This window comes from Bacillus sp. COPE52 (assembly GCF_003355115.1).
Classification (GTDB): domain Bacteria; phylum Bacillota; class Bacilli; order Bacillales; family Bacillaceae_G; genus Bacillus_A; species Bacillus_A toyonensis.
In genome coordinates this window covers 2,065,961-2,092,572 of sequence record NZ_CP031292.1, presented here as the reverse complement: position 1 = coordinate 2,092,572, position 26,612 = coordinate 2,065,961, and the positions used below count along the sequence as shown (strand labels likewise).

Here is a 26,612-nt window from a genome sequence, read left to right as displayed (position 1 = left end):
AAAGAGGTATCTATATCCTAGTTAGATCATTCATTTTAAATTGAAGTGCAGTTAATAAATAAAGCTCTGGAGGATACTACTAAAAAAGAAGAACGATTTATATATAAAAACGTTCATACGAATGCGCTCTGAGGGACTTGTTGGTGGAGAATTGATTTCTGAAGACATTTTGATTGTGAATGTTCCGAAAGATGAATTAATGGAATTGTTTAAAGTGATAGAAAGAAAAAAGGCGAACCCTTTATGAGATTAAGGGATTCGCCTTTTTTTGTTACCGATAATTTCACATTATGTCAACTATATTTGTATATGATATACATCATCATGGTGTTAGCAAGCAAAAGTATATTCTTCATTCCTGAAAACAGTAGATGGAAGATTGTGACCTTCTGAGTCTGCTAAGAAAGAATACACAAGAACATCCTCAACATCATCTTTATTTCCTCTAATGATGACATCAAGAAAATCTTCTATATGGAATTCTGGAGTAAACAACACAATCTTAGATGTTCTGTTTGGTCCTAAAGAAACAATAGTACGAGAGATTTCAACTAATTCATTTTGCGTTGGGAAAAAAGTGTTTGGACTTCTCTTAACAATTACCGTCACATTACTAGTATGGCAGCGTGAATCATTGTTTAACATAATATTGAGAGCAGTTGGAATAATACCATTCTCAGAAACCGGAACTCGAAAAACCCCAGTAGATTTATGAGCCATATAATCACATCCTTTCAAAATAAAATATTCTTAACAATATAGTAGATGCAAGAAAAGTTCATTTTGATAGGGACAAATTATGTGATTAATATGCACATAATTATCTTCAATATTAATAAATCAATGATTCAAAAGATTAACAAGTACCGTGAAAAATGTGGAATAAAACCAATCTAATAATCCCAATTCAATGAGTAACCATTTCCAGAGGAATCTTTCAATATTCAGTATAAAAGATTTTAAATTTATAATTTTCGTTAGCTTGTTTTTCTTCAAAATTGCTGACGGTACCCCTTCTTTAACTTTATTAAAATACTTTCCACAAAATTTTTCCGAAGCTATTACTTAAAATCCCCTTTTATTACGATGCCCCCTCCCTCCTTCTCTCCAAAAAGGTAATACTCTCAATCACAACTTCAGTTCTATATATTTTCTTTCCTTTCTCATCATCGTAATTATTCGTATGAATACGCCCTGTAATTCCAACAAGTGATCCCTTCGTACAGTATTCTGTTACATTTTCAGCTGCTCTTCGCCAAACGACACAATTTATAAAATCTGCTTGTTGTTCACCTAAACTATTTCGAAATCCTCTATTCACTGCAACACATATTCGTGCATAAGCAACGCCTTGTTTTGTGTAGTATAATTCTGGATCCTTTGTCAATCTACCGATTAATACAACTCGATTCATCATAAGTTATACCACCTCGCATGTTTTTCTTCATTGTAAAGAAAAATGTGTGAAGGGTAAAAAGGATAAAATTATATATTTCTAAAGTAAAAAGGATTACTTTGCATATAAAAAAGCAAAAAAGAAACCCTACATATTATGAACATGTAAGGTTTCAAGATATATTATATTTCACTGCAAGAGATGTAATACCCTCCGCGAGCCATTTTTATTTCAGCGCTAAACAATGCATCGTCTAAGTAGAATGTAATCGGTTTAACTTTACTCTCAAATTTTAGTAGTTCATTACATTCAGTTGCATACCCTTCAATGGCTGAAATAATGCATTCTACTGACGGATATGTTAAAGCATCATCTAGTTCTATGAAAAAACTTTTAGAAAATAGTTTTTTCATAATCCCTTTCTTCTCTTTCATCATATTCCATCCCCTTCCATTCAAACTTCTAACATCCACATTATACCATTCATTCAATTTATCTTTGAAAATAAAAAAATCCTGCACATTTCATGCAGGATTTTTTCATTAGTCATTTTTCGTAAAGTAAGAAACGAAACGAAGAATTTCTAAGTATAACCATACTAGAGTCATCATTAGACCCATTGCACTGTACCATTCCATATATTTTGGAGCTTGGCTACGTGCACCGCTTTCGATTAAATCGAAATCTAGTAATAAATTTAATGCAGCAACTACAATAACAACCGCACTAATGATAATACCGATTGTACCGCCCTGGTGAATATATGGAACAGTTACACCGAACATATTTAATAAGAATACGATTAAATACATAACCATAATTCCCATTGTCGCTGCAATTACACCCGTACGGAATTTATCAGTTACCTTTACAACGCGTGTTGCATATAAAACTAACATTGCAAATAGAATTGAAATTGTAAGTAATACAGCGTTTAAAACGATAGAATCGCCAAATTTCATTGTATAAACTGCTGAAATACTTCCTAATACAACTCCTTCTACCGCCGCATAAATTGGCGCCCCAATTGGTGCCATTCGCGGGAAGAAGATAGATGCAAATGCGATGATTGCCGCAATTACTAATGCACCAATTAACACTGGCATTTTCATCGTACCCTGCATCATCTGTATGTATGAATAGACAGACGTTGCAAGTAGCAAGATAAGCATGATAAACGTTTTGCCTACTGTTCCGCCAATAGTCATCGCAGAAGCGCTTGCTCCCTCTTTACGAAATGCCTCTTTTTTCAACATTGGATTAGATGTTCTCATTTTTTCCCTCCTAAAATAGGTTCTACCAATAGTGTAAAGTTTTTCTCTTTACTTTTCAATATATGCAGCTTGTTTTTATTTTAATCCTTCAACGATATCTGATAGTTCACTCCATCTTTCCATCGTTTTTTCTAGCTCTTCTTCTGTTTTCTGCTGTGCTTCAGATAATTCTTGTGCCTTTGTGAAGTCAGATCCAACTTTCGCAAGTTCTTCTCCAATTGACTCAATTTTCTCTTCTAGTTCGGCAATTGTATCTTCAATTGTTTCCCATTCACGCTGCTCATTGTATGAAAGTTTACGTTTACGTTGTTGTTTTGGAGCTGCTTCTACTACTTTTTTCTCTTTTTGAACTTCCGCTTTCTCAATAAGTTCTTTCGTTTTTTCCATTTCTAAATAATCTGTATAACTACCTAGGAACTCACGCACTTCTCCTCCGCCAGTAAAGATGAACAGTTCATCTACTACTTTATCTAAGAAGTAACGGTCATGCGATACAGTTAAAACGACACCTGGGAAATCTTCTAAATAATCTTCTAGTACTGTTAATGTTTGTGTATCTAGATCATTCGTAGGTTCATCAAGTAATAGTACGTTTGGTTCCCCCATTAAAATACGTAATAAATATAAACGTCTTCTTTCACCACCAGATAGTTTACCAAGCGGTGTACCATGTGAATGCGTCGGGAATAAGAAACGTTCTAACATTTGAGATGCACCAATTACTTTTCCATCTGTTGTATGAATAACTTCTGCAATCTCTTTAATGTATTCAATCATACGCTGATTTAAATTCATCTCTTCATTTTCTTGCGTATAATAAGCAACTTTTACAGTTTGTCCTACTTCAACTTCACCACTATCAGGAGATAACTTGCCTGCAAGCATATTTAATAGAGAAGATTTCCCGCTTCCATTCGCCCCAATAATTCCGATACGATCGCCTGGTTTCACAATATGATTAAAATTATGTAATACCGTCTTATCGCCAAATTTTTTCGTTACATCTTTTAACTCAAGTACTTTCTTTCCTAAACGACTTCCACTTAGTGCAATATCAACTGACTGTTTTGCAGCTGGCCCTTCTTGTTCCTTTAACTCATCAAAACGCTGAATACGCGCCTTTTGTTTCGTAGAACGGGCTTTTGCACCACGGCGAATCCAAGCAAGTTCACGACGATATAAATTTTGGCGTTTGGATTCTTGTGCCAATTCTTGCTCTTCACGAAGTGCTTTCGCTTCTAAAAATGTACTATAGTTTCCTTCGTAGCTATATAGTTTACCATTATCTAATTCAAAAATACGATTCGTCACACGATCTAAGAAATAACGATCATGGGTTACAAGTAATACCGCACCTGTATATCTTGCTAAATATTCTTCTAACCATTCAACTGTCTCATGGTCAAGATGGTTCGTAGGCTCGTCTAAAATTAATAAATCAGGTGTTTCAATAAAACACTGTGCCATTGCGATACGTTTTTTCTGTCCACCAGATAAATTCCCAACAGTTGCAGTGAAATCTGTAATTCCTAATTTCGTTAGAAGAGATTTCGCATTTGCATTTGCTTCCCATGCACTCATTGCATCCATACGTTGCTGCACTGCAAATAATTGTTCCTGTACTTTTTCATTACTTGGATCTTTTTCAATATTTAATAGTGCTTTTTCATAATCACGAAGAAGACGAATTAATGGTGTATCACCATGGAACACTTGCTCTAATACTGTTAGTTTTTCATCAAACTCTGGTTGCTGTGATAAATAACTAATTGTATATCCACGTGAATGCGTCATTTCACCTGTATCAGGAGTTTCTAACCCTGCAATAATTTTTAATAATGTTGATTTACCAGTACCGTTTACACCAATAATTCCAACACGTTGTCCTTCTGTAATACTACATGATAATCCATCAAATAACGGTTTTTCTCCGTATGATTTCGATAAGTTCTCCACAGTTAACATTTTCATATTTGTGCATTCCACTCTTTCATAAATTGTTCTATAAACTGTTCCATATAACGATGACGAACTTCAGCTTCTTGTTTTGCTGCGTTCGTATTCATTAAGTCTTTTAATTTTAAAAGTTTTTCATAAAAATGATTTAAAGATGGATCGTTATTTTTTCTATACTCTTCTTTCGTCATTACTTCACGCGGCGGAATTGTTGGATCATACATTAATCTCCCTTTCGCTCCGCCATATGCAAAAGTACGTGCAATCCCAATTGCTCCAAGGGCATCTAAACGGTCTGCATCTTGAACAATTTTCCCTTCAACTGACTCAACTGCGCCGCCATTCCCACCCTTATAAGACATATTGGCAATGATATGAAGAATATGTTTACTTTCTTCCTCATCTACATGTAACTCTTCTAACCAATCAGAAACTTTTTTCATTCCTGCTTCTTCACTTTCATTTAACTTTTCATCTGCCACATCGTGAAGTAATGCTGCCATTTCAATTATAAAACGATTTCCTCCTTCTTGCTCGGATAAAGAAATCGCCAGTTTATGTACGCGCTCAATATGATACCAATCATGCCCACTCGCATCTTTTTCTAAAATATTTTTTACAAAAGTAATTGTTTTTTTAATCTTTTCTTGTTTTGTCATTTTATCTTCACCCAGTTTCTTATTGTAACACGCTCGCCTTTTTTCATCACATATTTTCTTGTCCGCCCATACACTAGGTGGTAGGCATCATCATGAAGGAGGAATAAACATGTTCTATAATAATCAACCGCCTTATCCACAACAACCATTTTACCCTCAGCAACCGGAACAAAGATATACAGAACAATATGAGGAACAAGAATTACAACAGCCAGAACAACAATACGAACAAAATCCATACGCTACACCGCAAGCTCAAGAACAACAAAATCCATACGACACACGTCCAAATTATGAATATCCTCAAAATCCATATGCTACACCGCAAGCTCAAGAACAACAAAATCCATATGACACACGTCCAAATTATGAATATCCTCAAAATCCATATGCAGCACCGCAAACTCAAGAACAACAAAATCCATACGACACACGTCCAAATTATGAATATCCTCAAAATCCATATGCAGCACCGCAAACTCAAGAACAACAAAATCCATATGTAACTCAGCCACAACAACCACAATACCAACAACAAATGTATCAACCCAACTACGACGCACGTGTCTCACCACCTAAACCACCAACAATTGATCCAATGCAACCACAAATTTTACCACCTGGGCCTATTACAGAACCGACTCAACAACAAATTCAACAAGTTGTCGGTACACAATTTTTACCTTTAAAGAAACCTGTATTAGATTTCGTAAAACCTTGGGTAGATTATGGTTTAAATGAAGCGAAACATACTTCACATAAACACGCTTTAACAGAAGTCGCTGCGATTATGTTTTTAGTTGGAAAAGGATATAACCCAACAATTGCTCATTATATCGTTGAATCTTGGGAGAAGAATGAGCAGTTTTAGGGTTGTTCATTTTATATTATATAAAACTACAAAAGTGTCACAAGTGCCTGTCATACAAGCATTTGCGACACTTTTTATTAACTACACTAATGCTTATTACTAAAAATTCAACTTTAAAATATAAATAAAAAAAGAAAAGGACGATTTCTATCGCACTTTTCAAATCACATCCTATAAAGGCACTTTATTAGGATCTTCTCTTTCTAGGACCTACAATTAATTTAATTGCTGTTCTTTCTTGATTATTGATAGAAATCTCTTGAAATGCTGGAACAAAAGCCAAATCAACACCACTTGGAGCAACAAATCCTCTTGCAATCGCAATTGCTTTAATTGCTTGATTTAAAGAACCTGCCCCAATTACTTGGATTTCCACATTGCCATTTGCTCTTAGTACACCTGCTATTGCACCTGCAACTGAATTTGGACTTGATTTTGAAGATACCTTTAATATATTTTCCATGTAAGTTGCTCCCTCTATTATTTAATAGCTCTTTCGTTACAGTTTTAAATATTTCAACGTATCTTTAACTATTATTCACACCAAAAGCAAACAATGCTTCCTATGTAAATGAATTCGATACCTTTCGTCTTCTTCCTGCCCAACTGCACAAATAAAAAGTAACGAATAAAGACTCTAATGTACAAACGTTTAAATAGGAGCAATTCGCTAAACGACAACATTATCGCACCAAAAAATAACAATGCTACTTTTTCAGGTGCAATTCGTATAATAAGCGTTTCATCAATACTTCAATTTATTTAGAACTTCAGTTCATTTTTCTACCAAATTATTAATTTTTTCGTCTTCAAAAATCGTTATACATATTATTCTAATAAACTACATTTCACCATTTGAGTGCTTTATATTCCAAATCTACCACCTTATACAGGATAGGCATACATGCCACTAGTAGTTCATTTACATATACTACTATGTATCTTACATTTATTAATCATCAGGAGGTAATATATTGGGTTCATACTATCGTTCTTCAAACTCGTATAAAAGATGCTCCTGCCACGATTCACATAAACCATCAAAGCCAGCTTACGGTACTTTCTGGAAAACTGAGTTTATAACTGTTCCTTTTGGTGGTTCTTTCCCATTATAGAACGTAAACCCCTATTTCATTATTCTGTTAACCTAATAAACATAAAAAATTGCCGTCCCCTTCTAACACAAGGTTTCGGCAATTTTCATATCAAAATCTATTCACTCTTACTTCTCCACATAAACCGACTTAACAATCGTACGATTATAAGGTTTTCCTTCTTTATTTATCCCTTTTATATCCATCGTAACGTTATATACCCCTGGTTGCTTTATGTCCTTCAAAGCACCTGTAAATGTATTTGTATTAACATTTTGTAATTCATTAAATTCAGAGACTAGCTTCCCTTCTTTATTAACAACTCTTACTGTTATGGAAAGATTTCCTTTCATTTCAGGTGCCGCAGGTGATTTTTTCAGTTTATACTCTGATTTGTTTATTTTGACTTTTGTTGGCATTTGAAGAACGAATGGCGCGCCACTTTTGTGATCGCTTACAATTAAGTATGCATCTTTCGACTGCTTCGCCATCATTTTAACTCTCCATTCTCCTACGTCCATTTTGTCAAATTTAAATGTACTAATTGTTGCCCCATTAAAGAAAGATTCACCTTCACCAGTAGTTATCGTACTATCTTTATTTGTATACACTTTTCCTTTTGGAGATATTAGTTGTATTTCTACATCAGAAGCAGCTGTTAATACAGAAACTATTCCTTCTGCCTTTTTATCAACCGCCACAGCTTGCTCTATCCACTGACTTTGTGGCAATTCTCCCCCTAAAATATTTTGATTAGAAGTTGTATTTAATTGCTCTATATTTTCTTCTGAACTATTACTTGGTGCTACTAAAGCTGGCACGCCTACATTTGCATTACGTAAATATGGTTCAATTCGTGCGAAAACAGCTGATCCTTTTCGTATATTGTCATGATCAAATTTGGAATCTGTAAATAAATGTGTGCCATATGGTAGCTTAGCACTCCATTCATTTACTAATCCATCATTCGAGCCGTACGATGACAAATATAATCCGCCCATAGATAACGCAGAAAATACTGGTCCCCAGCTAGTCCCAGTAGCCGTATAGTAACGGTTTAATTTAACTGCTGGATCATTATCTATCGTTGAACGAAATTTTGCCATTTCCCCTATTTGTAACGCGTACGTACCATCATCTTTTTGACCTAATATAGAAGCAAGCCAACCTGCCCACCAACTATATGATAAATCCGCTAAATTTGAGCCGTGATGTGGTGTCGCAAGTGTAATAACATTCCCAACAAATCGATTCGCACGATATCCAACTAATGCCGCTTGTGTATCTATACCGCCTTTACTATGCGCTACAATAGTAACCTTTTTACCGAAATGATTATATATTTCTTCCAGTTTTTGTGCTAACAATTTTCCGTTGTCCCACTGACTAGCCGATCCTTTCCCTGCCGCATCATATAATTGAATAAATACCGTTTGATATCCCGCTTTCAACGCATAGTCATACATATCATTTATATCGTGATATACAGTCTTTCCATACCAACTATCCGCATTACCATTTCTGCCTTGTACAAAGAGAATTGGAGGCTTATTCTCATCATAATTAGTTGGTTTTTGTCCTAAAAACCAATCGCCAGGTGTAAATACTTCTGTATCAGGAAACCCCTTTCCAAGCTCTTTTACAACTTCTGCCCTTACATTTGTGCTAATCGATGGAGCCATGATAAAAAATATAATTAGTAAGGCAACACATCTTCTCATTAATCGCATGTTACTCCCCCCCACTTTTTTTGAAAGAAGGTGCTCTTTGTAATAATTTGTATTTTCTCCCTTAATAATAGCTAATCTTTTTATTTGAAAAAGATGTTAGCCCTATATTCATGTGATTACTCGTACACCCTCTTCCTTAACTCACGTTATTCTCTTCGTTTCCATCTCTTCCTTTTGAGTAAACACGACAAAAAAATTTCTCAATACTTGTTAACTTCACTACATCCAGATGTTTTTCAAATCATGATTGTTTATATAAAGCATACAAATCTTGAAAAAATTTTAGTGAAAAAACATTTTATTACTAATTAGTTATTTAAAAACATAATGAAGATATGTATTTTCTTTTCATTACATACAAACGAATTTAAAAGAAGCTTGTATTGTAAGACTTTCCTATGACTAAGTATTTAACTGAAATTTCAAAATATACAATCATATTTCCAGAAACATATATTATGATAATTTTCGCAGACTTGAATTAAGTTTTTAGAAGTACTAACCTATCGGTAAGCAGAAGAAAATTCTGTAAAAAGAAAGGAGAATGCTTTATGATGACCAATTTACAAAAGGAGTTTTTTAAACGATTAAAAATTCCCGCAAAAGAACTAACATTTGATGATTTAGATGAAGTCCTCTTAAAAATGGGAATGATTTTCCCCTATGAAAATCTTGATATTATGGCTGGTACTATTAAAAATATTTCAAAAAATAACTTAGTAGAAAAGTTACTTATTCAAAAACGAGGCGGTCTTTGTTATGAATTAAATTCCTTATTGTATTACTTTTTAATTGATTGTGGGTTTCAAGTATACAAAGTAGCTGGTACTGTATATGATCTTTACGATAATAAATGGAAACCTGATGATGGTCATGTCATTATCATTTTAAGTCATGATCATACAGATTATATTGTGGATGCAGGTTTTGCATCTCATCTCCCTTTACATCCAGTCCCCTTTAATGGCGAAGTCATATCTTCTCAAACGGGAGAATATCGAATTTACAAACGAAATACCCGAAAAGGTACACATATTTTAGAAATGCGAAAAGGGGCAAACGGCGAATCTACAAGTTTCTTACAATCTGAACCTTCAAACGAATGGAAAATAGGCTATGCTTTCACTATAGATCCAATTGATGAGAAAAAAGTGAATAACATTCAAAAAGTAATTGTAGAGCATAACGAATCGCCTTTTAATAAAGGGGCTATCACTTGTAAATTAATTGATTATGGTCACATATCATTAACGAAAAAAAATTATACAGAAACCTTTAAAGGCACAAAAAATAAACGACCAATAGGTTCTAAAGAATATGCTCGCATTCTTCGTGAATCTTTTGGAATCACTCAAGAGAAATATGTAGGAAAAATATTAGAAAGAGGCTAGTTGATTAAAAATATTTCATAATAAAGCAGATTCTATATATAGAATCTGCTTTATTTTATAATTTTTTATAGCGTAATTCCTTATCAGTGTTACTCTTTTAAAAGACTAGTATTATTAAGCATTTCTTTTTGTGCCATGTATTACTTACATTTCAATTATATACTCATCATCATATTTATCGTATTGTAGCCCTGCTCCTATTTTTGATTCCGTAACTTGATCCCTTAAAAACGGTGCGGCTTCCATATTGCTAGTTGCAATTTCAATTCCATATTTTTTCGTTAAATGAGCTAACTCTATTAAAAACCACTCTCTTCGCAATGAAACTGGAATATCTAATGTTCTTCTTTTCATATATAATAGCACCTCTTTTATTTTCATAACTTAAAAGAATATCACTTATCAAAACTATCGTTCATCACAAACGCCAATGAAACATTATAGTATATGCATGTCCATTTTAAACGTGCTAATATAAAACACCATTATAGTTTACATAAAATAATTATGTAATAGTAGAAAGAGGAGGCTTATCCTCCTCTTTCTACTATAGAGATTTAAATTAAGAACATCTTGGTACACCAAAAGCTAAAAATAATGCTGCTACTCCTGCTGTAATCGGTACTTTTAACGTAATTACATCGTCTACCTTCGTTACTAAAAAGTACGCATTACCTTCTTGTAATATACAATTCACTAACAATTGAAATTCCATTCAAATCTCCTCCTTTCAATCGATATACTATAATTTATGAAATCTCTTTAAAAAAGTAATAGGAAATATATCCATTTTTCTTTATATACAAATTAATTGTTTAAATATCTATTAAAAATATCAATTTTCGAAATTTATATAAAACGTGTATTATCCAATAAGTTCCTATATATAATCAATAGAGAAAATCTTACAAATAGAGGTATGAAAATGGCTATTTTGAGTAATATTGGTGGCGTATTATTTCTATTTGCTTTTATTCTTTTAATCTTATGTATCCTTTTCATTCTTTAAGAAAAATGCAAAAACAAAACAATATGGTCGTCCTACCGTTATCCTTTTTATAATTTCTATTGTATTAATAATGACCGGTACAACAAAATCTGAACACCCAGTTATCGAATTTTTTACTTTGGCGTTTTATATCTTCCAACTCATTAAAGATTGGAATAACACTTTCTAATTTCTTTTTATCGATACATTCATTTACAAGGTCCCGTCCTAACATTGAAATGAATGTACCAATTATAACCGCTTGTGCTGGTTTAGTTAATTTGGCTTTATCCATCCTTCATCCCTCCAAAATAAAAAGCACCCGAATGGATGCTTTTTCATTAAGTATTACATTTGCATTTCAATCATGGTAAATGAAGTTTTATTCTTCTTTCAATCACCTAATCTTATTTACATTTATCTGTTTCAGCAATATTAAATAACTAAAAGAAGATCAAAACCCCTTCTCCGTTTATACAACGTAAATTGCAATTGAATGTGAAATGAAGAACAACCATTCATCCAGTCTGCAACCATCGCCACCAGTTATGAAGATCCATTTTCAGAGGAATTTTATGAGCAATGTTTTCGTCCACTTCTCACAATACAAATATATCACGTTAACTCCAAAACGACCGGCACATTTACTGCAAAAAAGCGGTCACGAATCTGCCACCTTTCTTTAATTGATTGTAGCTCTTATTCTATTAAGTAATGAATCTTTTAATTCCCTCTCATCTTTCCAAACAATATGGCTATATTGTCTAGTATCAAAATGCAGATTTGCTAAGTCATTTTCCCTGCAAGTCCATATTACAGGTTTACCAAGTCCCATTGCATAGCCGGCTTCAAAATAGACGTCACCTCTATGTTCAGTAAAATCTGCAATTATAAATTTACTTTGTCTTATTTTAACTATAATCTCATCATCAATTTTGTTATTGTGTTCCACTTTATCAATTCGAATAGGCTCATAACCTGCTTCTTTTACAGCCGTTGCAATTGCATTCTGATATAGACTATCCATTTTTGGACTAAACGACATAGCGACAAACACCTGCTTAGTATCCGCTTCTCTTCCCTTTTCTAATTCTGCAATACGATTCCACCCTTTTGCTGTAACTGTAATATGTGCAGGAAAATCTGCTGCAGATAGCTTAGATATCTCAATTAATTCGTCCTGAAATAATTGGTTCGCTATATATTTCATTTCCAACAAATGAACACTCTGTACAAAAAATAGAGATTTATCTGATTCACGAATATATAATGGGTCACCTGGAAATTTTGACAATTTAGCTAAGTTTATTAATGACTCATCCAATCTATCAGAAGCACTATCTGGATATTCACTTAATAGATCCGCTAAAAGATAAATAGGATACGGAAATTCTGAAAGATTTTCATCTGGTCGATTAAGAAAAATCATTATTTTTCCCATCCCTCTAATGTTTCTCTTTCTTAAAATTGCAGAAAGTTTTCTCTTCTGCTCTACATTTAATTCGATTCTCGCTTCTTCAATCATGGAAAATGTGCCACAATTCTCACATTTATATTGCTCTGCACGTCCCCCTCCCACTCCTACTAATTGGGGTTCCTCAATAGAGTTTTGACAAACCGGACATCTTTCCCTCATCACAACCACCACTTTCTTGTTTATAGCATAATATTAACATATAAATAATTGACTTACCCTTATCTTATATTGTGTGTAACTGATCCTATCACTGAATCCCTTGCTATCATTAATTTTATTTAACTTTCTCTTTTGAGTTACACAGTACAAAAATTATGAGTAGCTGTATAGGGAGGGATACCACCAGCATTTTTCAAAATAACCTACGCTATGCGGAAACATAAAATAAAGCTGCCCATATGGACAGCTTATTTACATAATTCTCGTTATTGGGAGTTGCTTTTTGTTTTATTTTTTCTCACGAATTTTAAGCCGTTTTGCATTTATGAAGAATGCGCTCCCAATTGTGAATATAACGGAAGAGATGTACATTGTTATTCCTGAATATTTATTATCAAATATTGTAGTATTAAGTAAATTAATAAATATCATCAATATAAGTGATATGTACAATCCATAAATATATTTCACTTATGCCCCTCCCTTACTTTTTTCTTTTCTCTTTCATCTTTTTTTTGGCAACCCCTATGTAATAAATAGAGTTTTCTAAAGGTATTATTTAGAACTTCCTTTTTCCCTATTTTACCATTTTAAAGAAGTGATATGTTGTTTGATTTTGGTTGTATATTATATACACGTAAGGTTAACATAACGTCTCATTATTGGGAGTGAAATGTGCTTATACATCCAGGCTGTTGATGATAGCTAATATTTGATGATCTGTCCACTTGCCATTAATCTTTACATTTTCTTTAGCTATACCTTCTTTTTTAAATCCTACTTTTTCTAATACACGAATAGATGCTATATTGCTAGGCATAGCTCCTGCTTCAATTCTATGTAGTTTTAATTCTCTAAATGCAAAGTCTACAACAAGTCGAAGAGCCTCTGTTGTATAGCCCCTTGAATTATGCTCCCTATCTAAGGTAAATCCCGTATAACAGCTTTGGGCGGGATCCCTGGCAATTTGAGTTAATGAAATATCTCCGATAAGTTTATCAGTTGCTTTTAAAAAGATTCCAAAAGCGTAAACTTGATCTTCAGCTTTCTTTTTTAATGCTCGTTCAATGCGCATTTTTTGATGTTCTTCTGTATAAAAGACTTCTGGGAGTAATGGACAAACTCGTTGAAAAAATTCGCGATTTCTAGTGTGTAAGTTAGCTAACTCGCTCGCGTCAGAAATTTTGTAAAGTCGAAGATATATTTGCTGTCCTACGATTTTCATAAAAAACCTCCGATATCCTTTTAATACAATTTTATTCTCGTCAAATCTTATAAATTCCTTTTTTATATTATATTCATGTTAAGCTAACATGACGTCTCATTATCGATAACAAGGAAAGGTGGGCCCATCCCCTGACAAAGGAACTTCCTTTTTTTATTCTAAAGATTCATGCATCATTTTATACATTCCTATCCTGACTCAGGTTTTCGGGTTCTCTTTTGTTACTGAATTAGCCAAAAACTGTATAAATTTTTGTATGCTCTTAGCGTGGGGGGGGGGAAATGGTGGCGATACCCCTAGATTTATTTCGTCTATACGTAAGCTCACTCATACCAACATTTGCTAAAGCAATATCTTCAGCTGGCTTCCCTACCATATTTGTTGGACCATGATATCTTACCTCGCTAGATGCTGTAACCTTCATTTCATATCTAATCATCCCAAATTGTCTATAAATACGAACATTTTCAAGAACCTCTTCTAAACGAGCCTGCGTTGCTTTGCGATCAATTTTAGGTAAGAAAGTTAATTGCGCCATATATAAAAACACCCCTTATACATTTTGTTAATAAAAACAAAAAAGCGGACACCGAACTACAGAGCAATATTACTAATGCTCTTATAGTTCGATGTCCGCTGATTCTTCCAGTAGGACTATATTTATAGATATTGTTATATCATTTTCTCATATTTTAGTGATTTTCTTATTAGAAAAAGATTATTTTGTAACAAATTTATAAAACCCATCTTCATTGAGCACTTTATATCTAAAAGGAGTAATTATGAAAATTTTGGAATACATATTACTTAGAATGGTTGGATTGCATTATTCAGAACATGGTGGGCTATATTCTTTCATTGAGTGTTTTTAAATCTCAACATCCATTATAATTTTTAAAGAAAACTTTTTAGATCAAGTAGCATATTATACTAGATAAGGATATATTCCACAAAATTTTGAAAGGAGGACTCTTTATGAATACAACTTTAATTTCCCATTTCTATAATGAAGAGTATCTACTCCCATGGTGGTTAATGCACCACACAAAATTATTTGATCATGGTATTCTTATTAATCGTGGGTCTACTGATCGCTCGGTTGAAATATGTAAATTATTTGCACCTCATTGGGAAATCCGTGATTCAAAAGTATTAGAGTTTGATGCCGTATTAGTTGATCAAGAAGTAATGAACATAGAAAAAGAAATTACGGGCTGGAAAATGGTGTTGAATACCACTGAATTTCTTTGCTGTTCTAATAAAGAAGAGTTTTTTTCATCACTTACTAAATTAAAAAGAAAAATGTATTCCATTAGAACTATTTTAATGGTAGATGACCCTATGCATGCCTACACTAAACCGAGATATGGAATTCCACTCGTCAAACAACGTTTTCATGGAATAGTAATTCAGCCTGTGCCTCTTACCATTTATAGCGGCGGTAGATTAATTCACAATTATTCCCATGGTAACTATTCAGTAGGAAGACATAACTCGTTCTATTCGTTTACTATTTACAAGTATCCTGCTTTCATTTTAAAGTTCTTTTACAGTCCATGGAACAGCGCTATGAAGGACCGAAAACTACAGATTGGTCCTACTCTTTCTAAACATAGCACCCAGAATGGTTTGGGTACTCACCATCTTGTAACACTAGCTAAATTAGAAGAAAATTACATACACTACGCAAACTTAACTAGCGATCTTCGATTAATGCCAGAATATCAATTGTTATTTCCAGATTTATGTTTTCCAAATTAATTATTGTATCTATAAATCAACACAATCCATAATTATTCAAATAACGCTTTTATGAAAAGTTATTTCTCTTAAATTATTCAGACATTTTCATGGCTTATTTTCATATATTCAGTATTCCCTCCATACACTAAGAAAAGTATACAAAGTGAATGGAGGTTAAATGTGCTTATCACAAATATTTATGATTTTATAGCCAAGTATGGGCGTCCCCCTCACTTTCACAAAGATTTCCCTTTAATCTTATTTTGGAGCCAAAAAAGCGGCTGCACTTCACTCGCATATTGGTTCTTTTATCACATTAATTTGTTTAAAGAAGTTGTAAAATATAGCCCATTTGTTCATAACTATGAATTTGAAATTTATAAAAATTCCATACCATATTTCACTGATTTAGCCAACGCATTACAAGCAAAAGAAAAAGACACGTATAAATTGGTAAGAAACCCTTTCAAAAGAGCTGTAAGTTCCTTTATTTCTCTTATACCAGCGCCATATTACGAATCCACTGAGTGGAAGCCAATCCGTCGTTATCTTTATGGCGATGAATCTTGCAATAAAAAGATTTCCTTTAAACTGTATTTATATTATTTAAAAGCGCATGCACCAAATTTTGAAGGTGTAAACCCACACTTCACACCTCAATATATACAAGGAGAAGAAGAGTTCGTTACAAATTACATTTACCTTGAAAAATTTTCTACCCATCTGTCTGTCTTAGAAGACAAACATTGTTTAAAAAAATCTCCATTAAACGGATTAATAAACTCGTGGCATCACCAAAGTAATCTAGCAAATTACAAAGGTAACTATGCAGATGGTGATATTACAGATCCCTTATTCCCAAGGCATCCGACCTATGATAGTTTTTATGATGAAGAAACGATTCAATTAGTTGAAGATATCTTCAAAGAAGATTTCACTACTTACAAATATCCCTCAATATTACTTTAAAATATAAACATTTTCCTTATCATAAATTCATAATTATTACAGAGAAACTTAAGCCACCTACTTAAGTTTCCTCATAATACTCCTGCAAATTGAAGTTGGGCACTATTCTAATAGTGCTCTTTTTAATGAATTTCAATTTTCAAAATATCCCTATTAAGTCCCCCTCCAAAATAACTATTTTGTTCGACTTTCTATTAAGCTCTTTTTTTAATAAACCTTACAAATTCGTAATACTATTGTCACCTAAATAGATAGTTAATTGGTTAATTCTGGTTTAATATAACAGACTGTTAGATTGATTAAATAAAACATTATTGATAGGTGTGACACTTGATGGCAAGAAAATTATTACGCTACGGAATTGTAAGTGTATTTTTCTAACTATTCCGATTATCTTTATACATTTTGTATCGGCTCAATCCATTCCAAAAGAATACAGTGAAGAATGGCCAGCAGTAAAAAAACTGCTGCACTAGTTACAATTGGTTACTTTAAAAAAGAGAAGACTCTTGATATTGTAATTGAAAAAGTTGAACCTCCGAAAGAATATAGAACACATGAGATTTACCTATTCGGACACGTTGCTGACGATAAAAAACAAAAGATTTCTGCTATTGTAAATTTTAGTGAGAACTATTCAATTAGAGGTACATCTGAAGATTTATTTTAAGTCAAAGAGTATTTAACTTATGTTAGATGCTCTTTTAGCTAAAATCACGCTTTTGTTAAGATCCACGCATCCATTTCTTAGGTGAAAAACTTTTATAGAAACCCTTTTTTTGGACAAATTTACCGGATTAATTAACAGAAATTTCGTGTTATTATTAACTTGTTAAATAACCCAATACATTCAACAATGCTCTTGACCGCATACTTAGTATGCAACCATCCATCCAAATACCTTAGCTAATACGTCCCCAAAATCGTTGTTATTGCTAAGGTATTTTTTTAGATGCCCTGTGTGCAGGGCTTTTTTATTTCAGTGATAATGCTCTTTTTCCCATATAATTATCGATGCTTGTAGTCCCATTTCTTAACAAATTTCAAATTTGATTATATTAACTGTATTTTTCGCTCTTCCATACGAATTATTTTTCCATTTTGATATACAAATGATTGTTCACCAAATCCACCTTGAGGTGGTTCTATTAGTTGGACCTGACCATTTTTAACAACATATATTCCGTTTATTTTCAAAACTGACACATAATAAGTGATTTATATCACCACATTGATTTTAATATATTGCTATTCTTGGTTTAGTTATCACATTAAACTTTATGGAGGCATTCATATGGAACATACATTTACTGAAACTTCTATTGTCGGTGAGATTGTTACGCAATTTCCGAAAGCTAGTGATCTTTTTAAATCATATAGAATAGATTTTTGTTGTGGTGGTAATAAACCACTTATTGATGCAATTCATGAAAGAAATTTATCAGCAACAGAAGTACTTACAGAGTTAAATACGCTTTATGATAAAACAAAACTATTAAATGAATCTGAAATTTATTGGAAAAATGCTTCTTATCGTGAATTGATTGATTATGTTATAAATAAGCACCATCGCTATTTAAATGAAGAGTTGCCACAATTAAGTCCGTATGTAACGAAAGTATTACGCGTCCATGGAACAAGTCAGCCTCATTTAGCTCAAATTCATAAGCTATTTCATGAACTTAAGATGGAATTAGAACAGCATTTAATTAAAGAAGAAACAGAAGATTTCCCATTAATTTTAGAATTCGAACAACATCCAACTGATGAAACCTATGCAAAATTACGTAAAGTGGTGGATGAGTTGGAGAATGAACATAACCACGCTGGCAATATTATTAAAGAACTTCGTAAAGTGACAAATGACTTTACTCCTCCAGAAGGAGCTTGCGGCACTTATCGACTTGTTTACCAACGTCTTGAAGCTCTAGAATCTGATTTATTTGAGCATATACATTTAGAAAATAACATTTTATTTCCACGTGCAATTACGAAAGCATAGATAAAGCACAGGACATGAGTATACATGCTCATGTCCTGCTTTTTCATTGTGTAAGAAATAGTCACACTTCCTCCATCATTTCATTGGGTAGCTAACTATTATTTAATTAGGTGCGGGTTTCTTCACTCCCCCACCTACCCATATAAAAATTCCCTTTCACTTATCTCTCCACATAAATCCGAATTTTAACAATTTGTGAATCATTATTAAGATGTGATAAATATCACATCTCCCTCTTTTTTTATTTTCTATAATAGAAACATAATATACTTTGTTCAACATTTCACATAAAAAGGGGAAATGAATATGAAAAAACGTTTAGTTATGATCGGAAATGGTATGGCTGGCATACGCTGTATGGAAGAAATATTAAAACATGATAGTGATTTATATGAGATTACTATTTTTGGAGATGAACCACATCCAAACTACAACCGTATTATGCTATCTCATGTTTTACAAGGCAAAACAAATATACAAGATATCATTATGAATGAATATAGTTGGTACGAAAGAAACGAAATAACATTATATACAAATGAAAAAGTTCAAAGTATTGACCGAGAAGAAAAAATCATTGTCACAGAAAAGAATCGTACTCTTACATACGACAAACTCATTATCGCAACAGGTTCTAGTGCTTTTATTTTACCTGTTGAAGGTTCTACCCTTCCTGGTGTGACAGGATTTCGAACAATTGAAGATACACAATTTATGATTGATACTGCTAAAGATAAGAAAAAAGCCGTTGTCATCGGTGGTGGATTACTTGGTTTAGAAGCAGCAAGAGGTCTTATTGACTTAGGAATGGACGTACATGTTGTTCATTTAATGCCGAGCTTAATGGAGCAACAACTAGATACCAAAGCAGCTTCTCTCCTTCGTGAAGATTTAGAAGCACAAGGCATGAAATTTCTCATGGAAAAGAAAACGGTAAAAATTCTTGGTACAGACCATGTTGAGGGCATTCAATTTGAAGATGGTGAAGTTGTAGATTGTGATTTAATTGTAATGGCAGTCGGGATACGCCCGAATACGCAAATAGCAAAAGATGCTAGTTTAATTGTAAATCGCGGTATTGTAGTCAACGACTATATGCTAACAAATGATGAATCCATTTATGCCGTTGGTGAATGTGCAGAGCATGACGGTATCGCCTATGGCCTTGTTGCTCCTCTATATGAACAAGCTGCAATATTAGCAAAACATATAACGAATTTACAAACTGATGGATATACAGGCAGCATCGTCGGTACGCAATTAAAAGTTGCAGGTTGTGATTTATTCTCTGCTGGCCAAATCTATGAAGATGATCAAACGAAAGCAATATCCATCTTTGATGAATGTAAACGTTCCTATAAAAAAGTATTAATTCGTGACAATAAAGTCGCCGGTATCGTTTTATATGGTGACACAGCTGATGGTACACGCCTCTTTAGTATGTTAAAGAAAGAAGAAGATATACAAGAATATACACCTGCTTCCATTCTTCACAAAGCTGGTGAAGAATGTGAACTTGACGTTGCTACAATGAGTGCGGATGACACGATTTGTGGATGTAATGGTGTTACGAAAGGTACAATCGTACATGCCATTTTAGAACAAGAGTTAACGACTTTTGAAGAAGTAAAAGGCTGCACGAAAGCCGCCGGTTCTTGTGGTAAATGTCGTCCACTTGTAGAACAAATTTTATCTCATACACTTGGAGATGCGTTTGATGCCTCAGCACAATCTGCCGGTATGTGTGGATGTACAACTTTATCACGTGATGAAGTCGTAGAAGCGATTCATGAGAAAGGTTTAAAATCGCCAAAAGAAGTACGAAATGTACTCGGTTTTGCACATGAAGACGGATGTTCGAAATGTCGTCCTGCTTTAAATTACTATTTACGTATGGCGATTCCAGAAGAATATGAAGATGATAAATCATCCCGTTACGTTAATGAAAGAATGAATGGTAACATTCAGCATGATGGTACATTCTCTGTTATTCCACGTATGTACGGAGGCGTTACAACTGCAGATGATTTAATGAAAATTGCTGAAGTTGCGAAAAAGTATGATGTTCCTCTTGTGAAAATTACAGGCGCAAGTCGCATCGGTTTATATGGTGTTAAGAAACAAGATTTACCTAACGTATGGGCTGACTTACATATGACTTCTGGTTATGCGTATTCAAAATCACTTCGTAATGTAAAATCGTGTGTTGGTTCTCGTTTCTGTCGTTTCGGTACGAAAGATTCATTAGGGCTTGGTATGCTACTCGAACAATCATTAGAAATGGTAGATACACCTCATAAAATGAAAATGGGTGTAACGGGCTGCCCACGTAACTGTGCGGAAGTACTTACGAAAGATTTTGGCGTTGTTTGTGTCGAAAATGGATATCAACTATATATCGGCGGAAATGGTGGTACGGAAGTGCGTGAAGCTGATTTTGTAATGATTGTCCCTACTGAAGATGATGTTCTTCGCATCGCTACAGCTTACATGCAATATTATCGTGAAACTGGTATTTACGGAGAACGCACTGCCTACTGGACAGAACGATTAGGCTTCGATCATATAAAAGAAATACTGCAAGATACAAATATGGTCACTAAGTTAAATGAGCGTTTCCAAACAGCTCGTAGCACATATACGGAAGCATGGGGACAAGCACTAGAAACGAATTCATTAAAAGCGATGTATGAAGTAGAAACTGTAAAATAAGGAGCGTGCAGTATATGTTACAAACGAAAGAAAAAATAAAAATTATGCGTGCGGAAGACCTTCCTATTCAAATTGGTAAAGAGGTGCAAATGAAAGGTACGTCTATCGCCCTATTCCGCCTTTCAAATGGCGATATTCGCGCTGTAGAAAATCGTTGTCCTCATAAAAACGGTCCATTAGCTGAAGGAATTGTATCTGGAGAATTCGTATTTTGTCCACTACATGATTGGAAAATTTCATTAATAACGGGTGAAGTTCAAAAACCTGATGACGGTTGTATTCAAACGTACGAAGTAGAAGTTATTGATGGTGACATTTATATCAACATGTAATTTACAAAAGGAAGCCTCCCCTGGCTTCCTTTTAAATAAAAATAGATGAGGTGTGAATATGAACGGATATGTATATTTAGTTGGTGCAGGACCAGGTGATGAAGGGCTTATTACAAAAAAAGCGATAGACTGCTTAAATCGTGCAGATATCGTCTTATATGACCGCTTATTAAATCCTAGCTTTCTTCATTATACAAAAGAAACATGCGAACTTATTTATTGCGGAAAAATGCCGAAAAATCATACTATGCGACAAGAAATGATTAACGCCCACCTCCTTCAATTTGCGAAAGAAGGAAAAACCGTTGTACGCTTAAAAGGTGGAGATCCCTCTATTTTTGGTCGTGTTGGTGAAGAAGCAGAAACTTTAGCATCTGCGAACATTCCGTATGAAATTGTACCAGGTATTACATCTAGCATCGCCGCTAGTAGCTATGCAGGTATCCCCCTCACCCACCGTAACTACAGTAATAGCGTCACTTTACTAACTGGACATGCAAAAGGTCCTTTGACCGATTATGGAAAATATAATTCATCCCACAATAGCGACACAATCGCCTACTACATGGGTATAAAAAACTTACCTACCATTTGTGAAAACTTACTACAAGCAGGAAAAAAAGAAGATACACCCGTAGCAGTCATTGAATGGGGTACAACTGGGAAACAGCGCGTTGTCACAGGGACTCTAGCAACCATTGTTCATAACGTCAAAACCGAAAATATTTCTAACCCTTCCATGACGATTGTTGGTGATGTCGTTTCCTTACGTAATCAAATCGCTTGGAAAGAACGTAAACCATTACATGGTAAAAAAGTTTTATTTGCATCCGCAACAAATAAAACAAGTGTAATGAAGCAAAGGTTACAAGAAACCGGTGCAGAAATATATCAAATTCCAACTTTCAAAAAGGAAGAATATACATTAACACTTGAACAAATCAATGAAATTTTTAACGTTGATCGCCTTGTTTTTTGTTCAGCTGAAAGTGTAGAAATCTTGATGCAAGCATGTAGTAAATACCAGAAAGATATTCGTTCCTTACAGGCAGAGCTGCAGCACATGAATGTTGCCACTCAAGAAAAACTTATGCAATATGGGCTACTAAGTAAACAAACAAAGTTCTCTTCCGATACAACTGTTTATTTAGGCAGAAATATTAACCGAATTGCTTTTATTCAAGAGAAAATTGGTGCTGGCTCCTATATGATGACTCATGAGTATACAATTGATCATCGTTTCGATGAAGTTCATTCTCGTATACTTTCTGAATTCTCATGGGATAGCATTGTGTTTGAAGGGCGTGCCTCAATTGATACTTTTTTATCAGAAATAAAACGACTTGGTTTTATTGATATTCTTACTTTTCCCTTCTCGTATACCGACGTTCCAACTTTACACTATGCGAATAAAGTCGGATTACATAATGTAGATGAGCAATTACAAGACATTATTATGAAGAAAGATTTGGTGCTACGATGAAAGGAATTGTATATGTTGGACACGGTAGTCGCCTGCAAGAAGGCAATGAACAATTTATTCGCTTTATTCAATCTGTCATGAAAGAACGTAACGAAAGAATTCAAAAAATAGCTTTTCTAGAACTAACAACACCTACCATTTCGGATGCAGTTACAGAAACAATACTAGAGGGAGCAACTGAAATAATGATTGTACCTGTTTTATTATTTGCAGCAGCTCACTATAAACGTGATATTCCTCTTGAAATAGAACAAATACAAAAGAAATACCCACATAGAACATTTTCAGTTGTACCACCTTTTAGTACGCATCCACATATGGTTGAACTTGTAGCGAAAAGAATACGTGAAACTATTCCAATGCAAGGTAGTAGTATTTTACTCGTAGGAAGAGGCAGTAGTGACCCCCAGCCGATACATGAGTTACAGCAAATCGGAGCAGCTGTCGAACGAAAACTCAGTATGCCAGTATCGTGCTCCTTTTTAACGAAAGGCACTCCCTCTTTTACTGCTGAGCTCAAGACTATAACATCGGCCGCATCCCATGTATATGTCATGCCGTACCTTCTCTTTACCGGATTATTGCTTCAAAAAATCAAATTGCATACAAAAAAATACGATCACGTTACGACTTGTAACTGCCTGAAGTTTGATACATATATGAAGTTGGCATTATTAGAGCGAATGGAGGAATGTGTGTATGTATAGCATGTACCCTCTTATGTTTAATCTACATAATAAAGTGGTCGTTATCATTGGTGGAGGTAAAATCGCATATCGAAAAGCGTCTGGATTAAAAGATACAGGCGCTTTCGTCACCGTTATTAGCCCAGAGATTTGCGAGGAAATGAAAGAACTTCCTTATATTACTTGGAAGCAAAAAACTTTTAGTAATGATGACATTAAAGATGCTCATCTTATTTATGCAGCTACAAATCATCATGCTATAAATATGATGGTCAAACAGGCCGCCCATGATTTTCAGTGGGTTAACGTTGTAAGTGATGGTACAGAATCATCGTTTCACACACCTGGCGTCATTCGAAATGATGAATATGTTATAACGATTTCAACTTCAGGTAAGGATCCATCGTTTACGAAGCGTTTGAAACTAGAGTTAACCTCTGTCCTTCCTAATCTTATAAAAAAACTTTCTCGTACACACAAATTATAACCTATTTCTTAGCTAAAATAGTAATTACCTTTGGACAAACGTTTTTTAGAAGCGTTTGTTCTTTTTGTTTTGGTTTCTTTTTTGAAACTGCACAAGCAATCTGCGAAGAAAATGAATGGTGTCGGCAACTTGTAAACAAGTAAATGTTATGATAACTGCAACATTACGAGCAACTCTTTCAATTCATTTTTTACATTGGATATTCATTCAACCAAATTAGCGCTTGTTCATAATCATCAAAAAATTTCACAGATTCTTTCGTATTGGATTGTTGTAAATAATTCAGTATCTCCCCTTCTTCAAGAAGAAATGCAATTGCCTTACTATGATTCAAAATGGTTTCATTGAAGAACTTATCCTTCCATACTTTTTGAACAGAAAAATGATTTGGCGTGTATCCTTTTCTATCTACAAATAATTTGTATTTCCGCCCCTCAGAAATAAATTGCTGACAAACCTGCTCAAAATCATTAAACCATTCATACACATCCTCTGTTTTAATCTGACCAATTAGATGGGTAACAATCAAATCTCCTGAAACTGTTGTGCTGATATTCTGTTTACTCAACTTGGAATCATCTCCCTTTGTTACAATTATGCGGGAAATTCTTATAAAATCAATAAAGATAAAATTCTTAAGTAATAAAACAACATTATTTACGAAAAGGCCCTTGTTATACATAAGACAATTCATTCTTGTTTGTTTAAGTAGAAAAAAGGATGCCTCTACTAGGCACCCTTTTTCTCTATTAATTATTCTTTAACATCACTAACAGCTTCTCTTGGCTATACATCCACACTGTAATGATTAAACAAGCAAGCGCTACTTCTGATAACGCCATAAATCCGATTGCATAATGACCTGTCAGTTGGAATAGTAATGTTAGAATTAATGGCGGGAAGAACCCTCCTAGTCCGCCTAAAGCTGACACAACACCATTTACAATCCCTGCTTGCTCAGAGAAGTACATTGGCACAAGCTTGAAGATTGTACCATTGCCAATACCTGCACAAAATGCGACTAGTAAGCAACCAAATGTGTATACGTTCATGCTTGGCATAAATGATAGGATAATACCTGAAAGTGTTAAACCAATAAATACGAAGATTAATATTTTAAATGGATTAAATTTATCACCGAGCCAACCACCAATCGGGCGCATAATTGTTGCTAATACGATGAAGCCAGCTGTCCGCATACCTGCATCTACTTTCTCTAGTCCGAAGTGAGATACTAAAAAGTTTGGTAAGTATACTGTAAATGCGACGAATGATCCGAATGTTAAAAAGTAAAAGATACATAAAAACCAAAGTTTTTCATTTTTATATACACCTTTTATTTGTTCCATTAATGGTGTATTCACCTTTTTTTCTTTACGATCGCCTAATAAAAAGTTCATAAGTGCAAATGCTGCAAGTAAAATTAAATAACACTGTACTGTCGTTCTCCAGCCAACTGAAGTTGCAATAACAGGTGCTAAAAATGAAGTAATTGCTGTTCCAGCGTTACCTACACCGTAAATACCATTTACAAAACCGTGGCTCTCTTTTGGAAAGTACTTTGGTAAAGAAGTTACTCCTACAGAGAATACAGCACCACCAATCCCTACAAATAAGCCACCAATAATTAAATCCATCATAGAATTGGCAACACTAATGTAAAAGACAGGGAATAATAAAAGAATAAAACTAATAAAGAATAATTTTCTTGCTCCGTAACGATTCGTCCAATAACCAATTGGAATGCGAAGAATAGAACCTAAAATAACCGGTACTGCTGTTACCATAGAAATTTGTCCCGCAGTTAATGGAATATCTGCTTTAATATAAGGCATTAATGATGATAAAATGACCCATACCATAAAACCGATAACTAGATTAGAAGTTTGTAAACTTAATTGAAAATTAGGACTTTTCATCCTGTTCCCTCCTATGTATGCATAGTTATATTCATTCTCTCCAGCCTAATCACGTCCTA

29 protein-coding genes and 2 pseudogenes are annotated in these 26,612 nt (G+C 34.0%); 13 read left to right on the top strand and 18 right to left on the bottom strand.

Translation table 11 applies throughout. The annotated features are described in order from the left end of the window. Positions 1 to 330: 330 nt before the first annotated feature. The 6 genes from DPQ31_RS10570 to DPQ31_RS10545 form a co-directional block, all read right to left on the bottom strand. On the bottom strand, positions 331 to 720 hold the full coding sequence (locus tag DPQ31_RS10570) for a hypothetical protein (RefSeq protein ID WP_000940649.1): 390 nt from the start codon (positions 718 to 720) through the stop codon (positions 331 to 333). Between the two features lie 361 nt (positions 721 to 1,081). Beyond that, positions 1,082 to 1,417: a single-stranded DNA-binding protein gene (locus DPQ31_RS10565; protein WP_097956834.1), complete on the bottom strand. Its 336-nt coding sequence runs from the start codon at positions 1,415 to 1,417 to the stop codon at positions 1,082 to 1,084. A 161-nt stretch (positions 1,418 to 1,578) separates the two neighbouring features. Beyond that, a complete protein-coding gene (locus DPQ31_RS10560; RefSeq protein WP_199631430.1) occupies positions 1,579 to 1,833 on the bottom strand; it encodes a DUF4318 domain-containing protein in 255 nt (84 codons plus the stop codon). Between the two features lie 105 nt (positions 1,834 to 1,938). After that, positions 1,939 to 2,670, bottom strand: a complete 732-nt coding sequence (locus DPQ31_RS10555) for a Bax inhibitor-1/YccA family protein (protein ID WP_001260657.1) — start codon at positions 2,668 to 2,670, stop codon at positions 1,939 to 1,941. A 75-nt stretch (positions 2,671 to 2,745) separates the two neighbouring features. Further along, positions 2,746 to 4,641, bottom strand: a complete 1,896-nt coding sequence (locus tag DPQ31_RS10550) for an ABC-F family ATP-binding cassette domain-containing protein (RefSeq protein ID WP_000783187.1) — start codon at positions 4,639 to 4,641, stop codon at positions 2,746 to 2,748. Further along, complete coding sequence (locus DPQ31_RS10545) at positions 4,638 to 5,285, bottom strand: HD domain-containing protein (RefSeq protein WP_097956836.1); 648 nt, start codon at positions 5,283 to 5,285, stop codon at positions 4,638 to 4,640. Before DPQ31_RS10545 ends, DPQ31_RS10550 begins: the two co-directional genes overlap by 4 nt. A 109-nt stretch (positions 5,286 to 5,394) precedes the next feature. Here DPQ31_RS10545 and DPQ31_RS10540 point away from each other — a divergent pair, with 109 nt between their 5' ends. Then, positions 5,395 to 6,156 carry a hypothetical protein gene (locus DPQ31_RS10540; protein ID WP_208731869.1) on the top strand — a complete coding sequence of 254 codons (762 nt, stop codon included), beginning with the start codon at positions 5,395 to 5,397 and terminating at the stop codon, positions 6,154 to 6,156. Between the two features lie 187 nt (positions 6,157 to 6,343). Here DPQ31_RS10540 and DPQ31_RS10535 read toward each other — a convergent pair whose 3' ends face one another. After that, positions 6,344 to 6,619 carry a stage V sporulation protein S gene (locus DPQ31_RS10535; protein ID WP_000427795.1) on the bottom strand — a complete coding sequence of 92 codons (276 nt, stop codon included), beginning with the start codon at positions 6,617 to 6,619 and terminating at the stop codon, positions 6,344 to 6,346. A 511-nt stretch (positions 6,620 to 7,130) separates the two neighbouring features. On the opposite strand from DPQ31_RS10535, the pseudogene DPQ31_RS29835 reads away from it, so the two are divergent. Next, positions 7,131 to 7,265, top strand: a pseudogene (locus tag DPQ31_RS29835) (preprotein translocase); the annotation flags it as partial. Between the two features lie 113 nt (positions 7,266 to 7,378). Here DPQ31_RS29835 and DPQ31_RS10530 read toward each other — a convergent pair. Further along, positions 7,379 to 8,980, bottom strand: coding sequence for an esterase/lipase family protein (locus DPQ31_RS10530; RefSeq protein WP_199633793.1), 1,602 nt, complete (start codon positions 8,978 to 8,980; stop codon positions 7,379 to 7,381). Between the two features lie 551 nt (positions 8,981 to 9,531). Between DPQ31_RS10530 and DPQ31_RS10525 the strand changes: the two genes are divergently transcribed. Next, positions 9,532 to 10,371 carry an arylamine N-acetyltransferase family protein gene (locus tag DPQ31_RS10525; protein ID WP_097956840.1) on the top strand — a complete coding sequence of 280 codons (840 nt, stop codon included), beginning with the start codon at positions 9,532 to 9,534 and terminating at the stop codon, positions 10,369 to 10,371. 144 nt (positions 10,372 to 10,515) lie between these two features. Here the strand turns inward: DPQ31_RS10525 and DPQ31_RS10520 are convergent, their stop codons facing one another. Further along, a complete protein-coding gene (locus tag DPQ31_RS10520) occupies positions 10,516 to 10,725 on the bottom strand; it encodes a hypothetical protein (RefSeq protein WP_141499547.1) in 210 nt (69 codons plus the stop codon). 208 nt (positions 10,726 to 10,933) lie between these two features. Then, the gene (gene exsG / locus DPQ31_RS10515; RefSeq protein ID WP_000395673.1) at positions 10,934 to 11,086 is read right to left on the bottom strand and encodes an exosporium protein ExsG; all 153 of its coding nucleotides are present in this window, start codon (positions 11,084 to 11,086) and stop codon (positions 10,934 to 10,936) included. A 210-nt stretch (positions 11,087 to 11,296) separates the two neighbouring features. Here exsG and DPQ31_RS29295 point away from each other — a divergent pair. Beyond that, positions 11,297 to 11,516: pseudogene (locus DPQ31_RS29295) on the top strand (calcium-binding protein); the annotation flags it as partial. Here the strand turns inward: DPQ31_RS29295 and DPQ31_RS10510 are convergent. The 5 genes from DPQ31_RS10510 to DPQ31_RS10490 form a co-directional block, all read right to left on the bottom strand. Beyond that, complete coding sequence (locus DPQ31_RS10510; protein ID WP_097956841.1) at positions 11,445 to 11,654, bottom strand: hypothetical protein; 210 nt, start codon at positions 11,652 to 11,654, stop codon at positions 11,445 to 11,447. The pseudogene DPQ31_RS29295 and the gene DPQ31_RS10510 overlap by 72 nt on opposite strands. A gap of 387 nt (positions 11,655 to 12,041) precedes the next feature. Continuing rightward, the gene (locus tag DPQ31_RS10505) at positions 12,042 to 12,995 is read right to left on the bottom strand and encodes a TIR domain-containing protein (RefSeq protein ID WP_001209143.1); all 954 of its coding nucleotides are present in this window, start codon (positions 12,993 to 12,995) and stop codon (positions 12,042 to 12,044) included. A gap of 288 nt (positions 12,996 to 13,283) precedes the next feature. Next, positions 13,284 to 13,466, bottom strand: coding sequence for a hypothetical protein (locus DPQ31_RS10500; protein ID WP_208731868.1), 183 nt, complete (start codon positions 13,464 to 13,466; stop codon positions 13,284 to 13,286). A 208-nt stretch (positions 13,467 to 13,674) separates the two neighbouring features. Next, positions 13,675 to 14,220 (bottom strand): GNAT family N-acetyltransferase, encoded by a 546-nt coding sequence (locus DPQ31_RS10495; protein ID WP_000706290.1) that lies wholly within the window; start codon positions 14,218 to 14,220, stop codon positions 13,675 to 13,677. 262 nt (positions 14,221 to 14,482) lie between these two features. Next, positions 14,483 to 14,758 carry an ArpU family phage packaging/lysis transcriptional regulator gene (locus DPQ31_RS10490; protein WP_208731867.1) on the bottom strand — a complete coding sequence of 92 codons (276 nt, stop codon included), beginning with the start codon at positions 14,756 to 14,758 and terminating at the stop codon, positions 14,483 to 14,485. Positions 14,759 to 15,195: 437 nt separating this feature from the next. Between DPQ31_RS10490 and DPQ31_RS10485 the strand changes: the two genes are divergently transcribed. From DPQ31_RS10485 to DPQ31_RS10475, 3 genes are all read left to right on the top strand, one after another. Further along, entirely contained in the window at positions 15,196 to 15,981 is a 786-nt protein-coding gene (locus tag DPQ31_RS10485) for a glycosyltransferase family 2 protein (RefSeq protein WP_001098391.1), read from the top strand. A gap of 162 nt (positions 15,982 to 16,143) precedes the next feature. Beyond that, positions 16,144 to 16,932 carry a sulfotransferase family 2 domain-containing protein gene (locus DPQ31_RS10480; RefSeq protein WP_097956847.1) on the top strand — a complete coding sequence of 263 codons (789 nt, stop codon included), beginning with the start codon at positions 16,144 to 16,146 and terminating at the stop codon, positions 16,930 to 16,932. 445 nt (positions 16,933 to 17,377) lie between these two features. Further along, positions 17,378 to 17,602, top strand: a complete 225-nt coding sequence (locus tag DPQ31_RS10475) for a hypothetical protein (RefSeq protein ID WP_261797512.1) — start codon at positions 17,378 to 17,380, stop codon at positions 17,600 to 17,602. Between the two features lie 383 nt (positions 17,603 to 17,985). Here the strand turns inward: DPQ31_RS10475 and DPQ31_RS10470 are convergent, their stop codons facing one another. Next, a complete protein-coding gene (locus DPQ31_RS10470) occupies positions 17,986 to 18,150 on the bottom strand; it encodes a DUF3954 domain-containing protein (protein ID WP_097956848.1) in 165 nt (54 codons plus the stop codon). A gap of 76 nt (positions 18,151 to 18,226) precedes the next feature. Between DPQ31_RS10470 and ric the strand changes: the two genes are divergently transcribed. From ric to DPQ31_RS10440, 6 genes are all read left to right on the top strand, one after another. Then, a complete protein-coding gene (gene ric, locus DPQ31_RS10465; RefSeq protein ID WP_208731866.1) occupies positions 18,227 to 18,934 on the top strand; it encodes an iron-sulfur cluster repair di-iron protein in 708 nt (235 codons plus the stop codon). 306 nt (positions 18,935 to 19,240) lie between these two features. Next, positions 19,241 to 21,646 carry an NADPH-nitrite reductase large subunit gene (gene nirB, locus DPQ31_RS10460; protein WP_208731865.1) on the top strand — a complete coding sequence of 802 codons (2,406 nt, stop codon included), beginning with the start codon at positions 19,241 to 19,243 and terminating at the stop codon, positions 21,644 to 21,646. 14 nt (positions 21,647 to 21,660) lie between these two features. After that, positions 21,661 to 21,978 (top strand): nitrite reductase small subunit NirD, encoded by a 318-nt coding sequence (nirD, locus tag DPQ31_RS10455; RefSeq protein WP_000942185.1) that lies wholly within the window; start codon positions 21,661 to 21,663, stop codon positions 21,976 to 21,978. Positions 21,979 to 22,036: 58 nt separating this feature from the next. Further along, positions 22,037 to 23,461 (top strand): uroporphyrin-III C-methyltransferase, encoded by a 1,425-nt coding sequence (locus DPQ31_RS10450; RefSeq protein ID WP_208731864.1) that lies wholly within the window; start codon positions 22,037 to 22,039, stop codon positions 23,459 to 23,461. Further along, positions 23,458 to 24,168, top strand: a complete 711-nt coding sequence (locus DPQ31_RS10445) for a sirohydrochlorin chelatase (RefSeq protein ID WP_195755498.1) — start codon at positions 23,458 to 23,460, stop codon at positions 24,166 to 24,168. The genes DPQ31_RS10450 and DPQ31_RS10445 overlap by 4 nt, the downstream gene beginning before the upstream one ends. Next, positions 24,161 to 24,634: a precorrin-2 dehydrogenase gene (locus DPQ31_RS10440; RefSeq protein ID WP_087969093.1), complete on the top strand. Its 474-nt coding sequence runs from the start codon at positions 24,161 to 24,163 to the stop codon at positions 24,632 to 24,634. The genes DPQ31_RS10445 and DPQ31_RS10440 overlap by 8 nt, the downstream gene beginning before the upstream one ends. A gap of 190 nt (positions 24,635 to 24,824) precedes the next feature. Here the strand turns inward: DPQ31_RS10440 and DPQ31_RS10435 are convergent, their stop codons facing one another. Both DPQ31_RS10435 and narK read right to left on the bottom strand, forming a co-directional pair. Next, positions 24,825 to 25,328, bottom strand: a complete 504-nt coding sequence (locus DPQ31_RS10435) for an STAS/SEC14 domain-containing protein (RefSeq protein ID WP_395934467.1) — start codon at positions 25,326 to 25,328, stop codon at positions 24,825 to 24,827. 55 nt (positions 25,329 to 25,383) lie between these two features. Next, on the bottom strand, positions 25,384 to 26,553 hold the full coding sequence (narK, locus tag DPQ31_RS10430) for a nitrate transporter NarK (protein WP_000841861.1): 1,170 nt from the start codon (positions 26,551 to 26,553) through the stop codon (positions 25,384 to 25,386). Positions 26,554 to 26,612 lie beyond the last annotated feature (59 nt).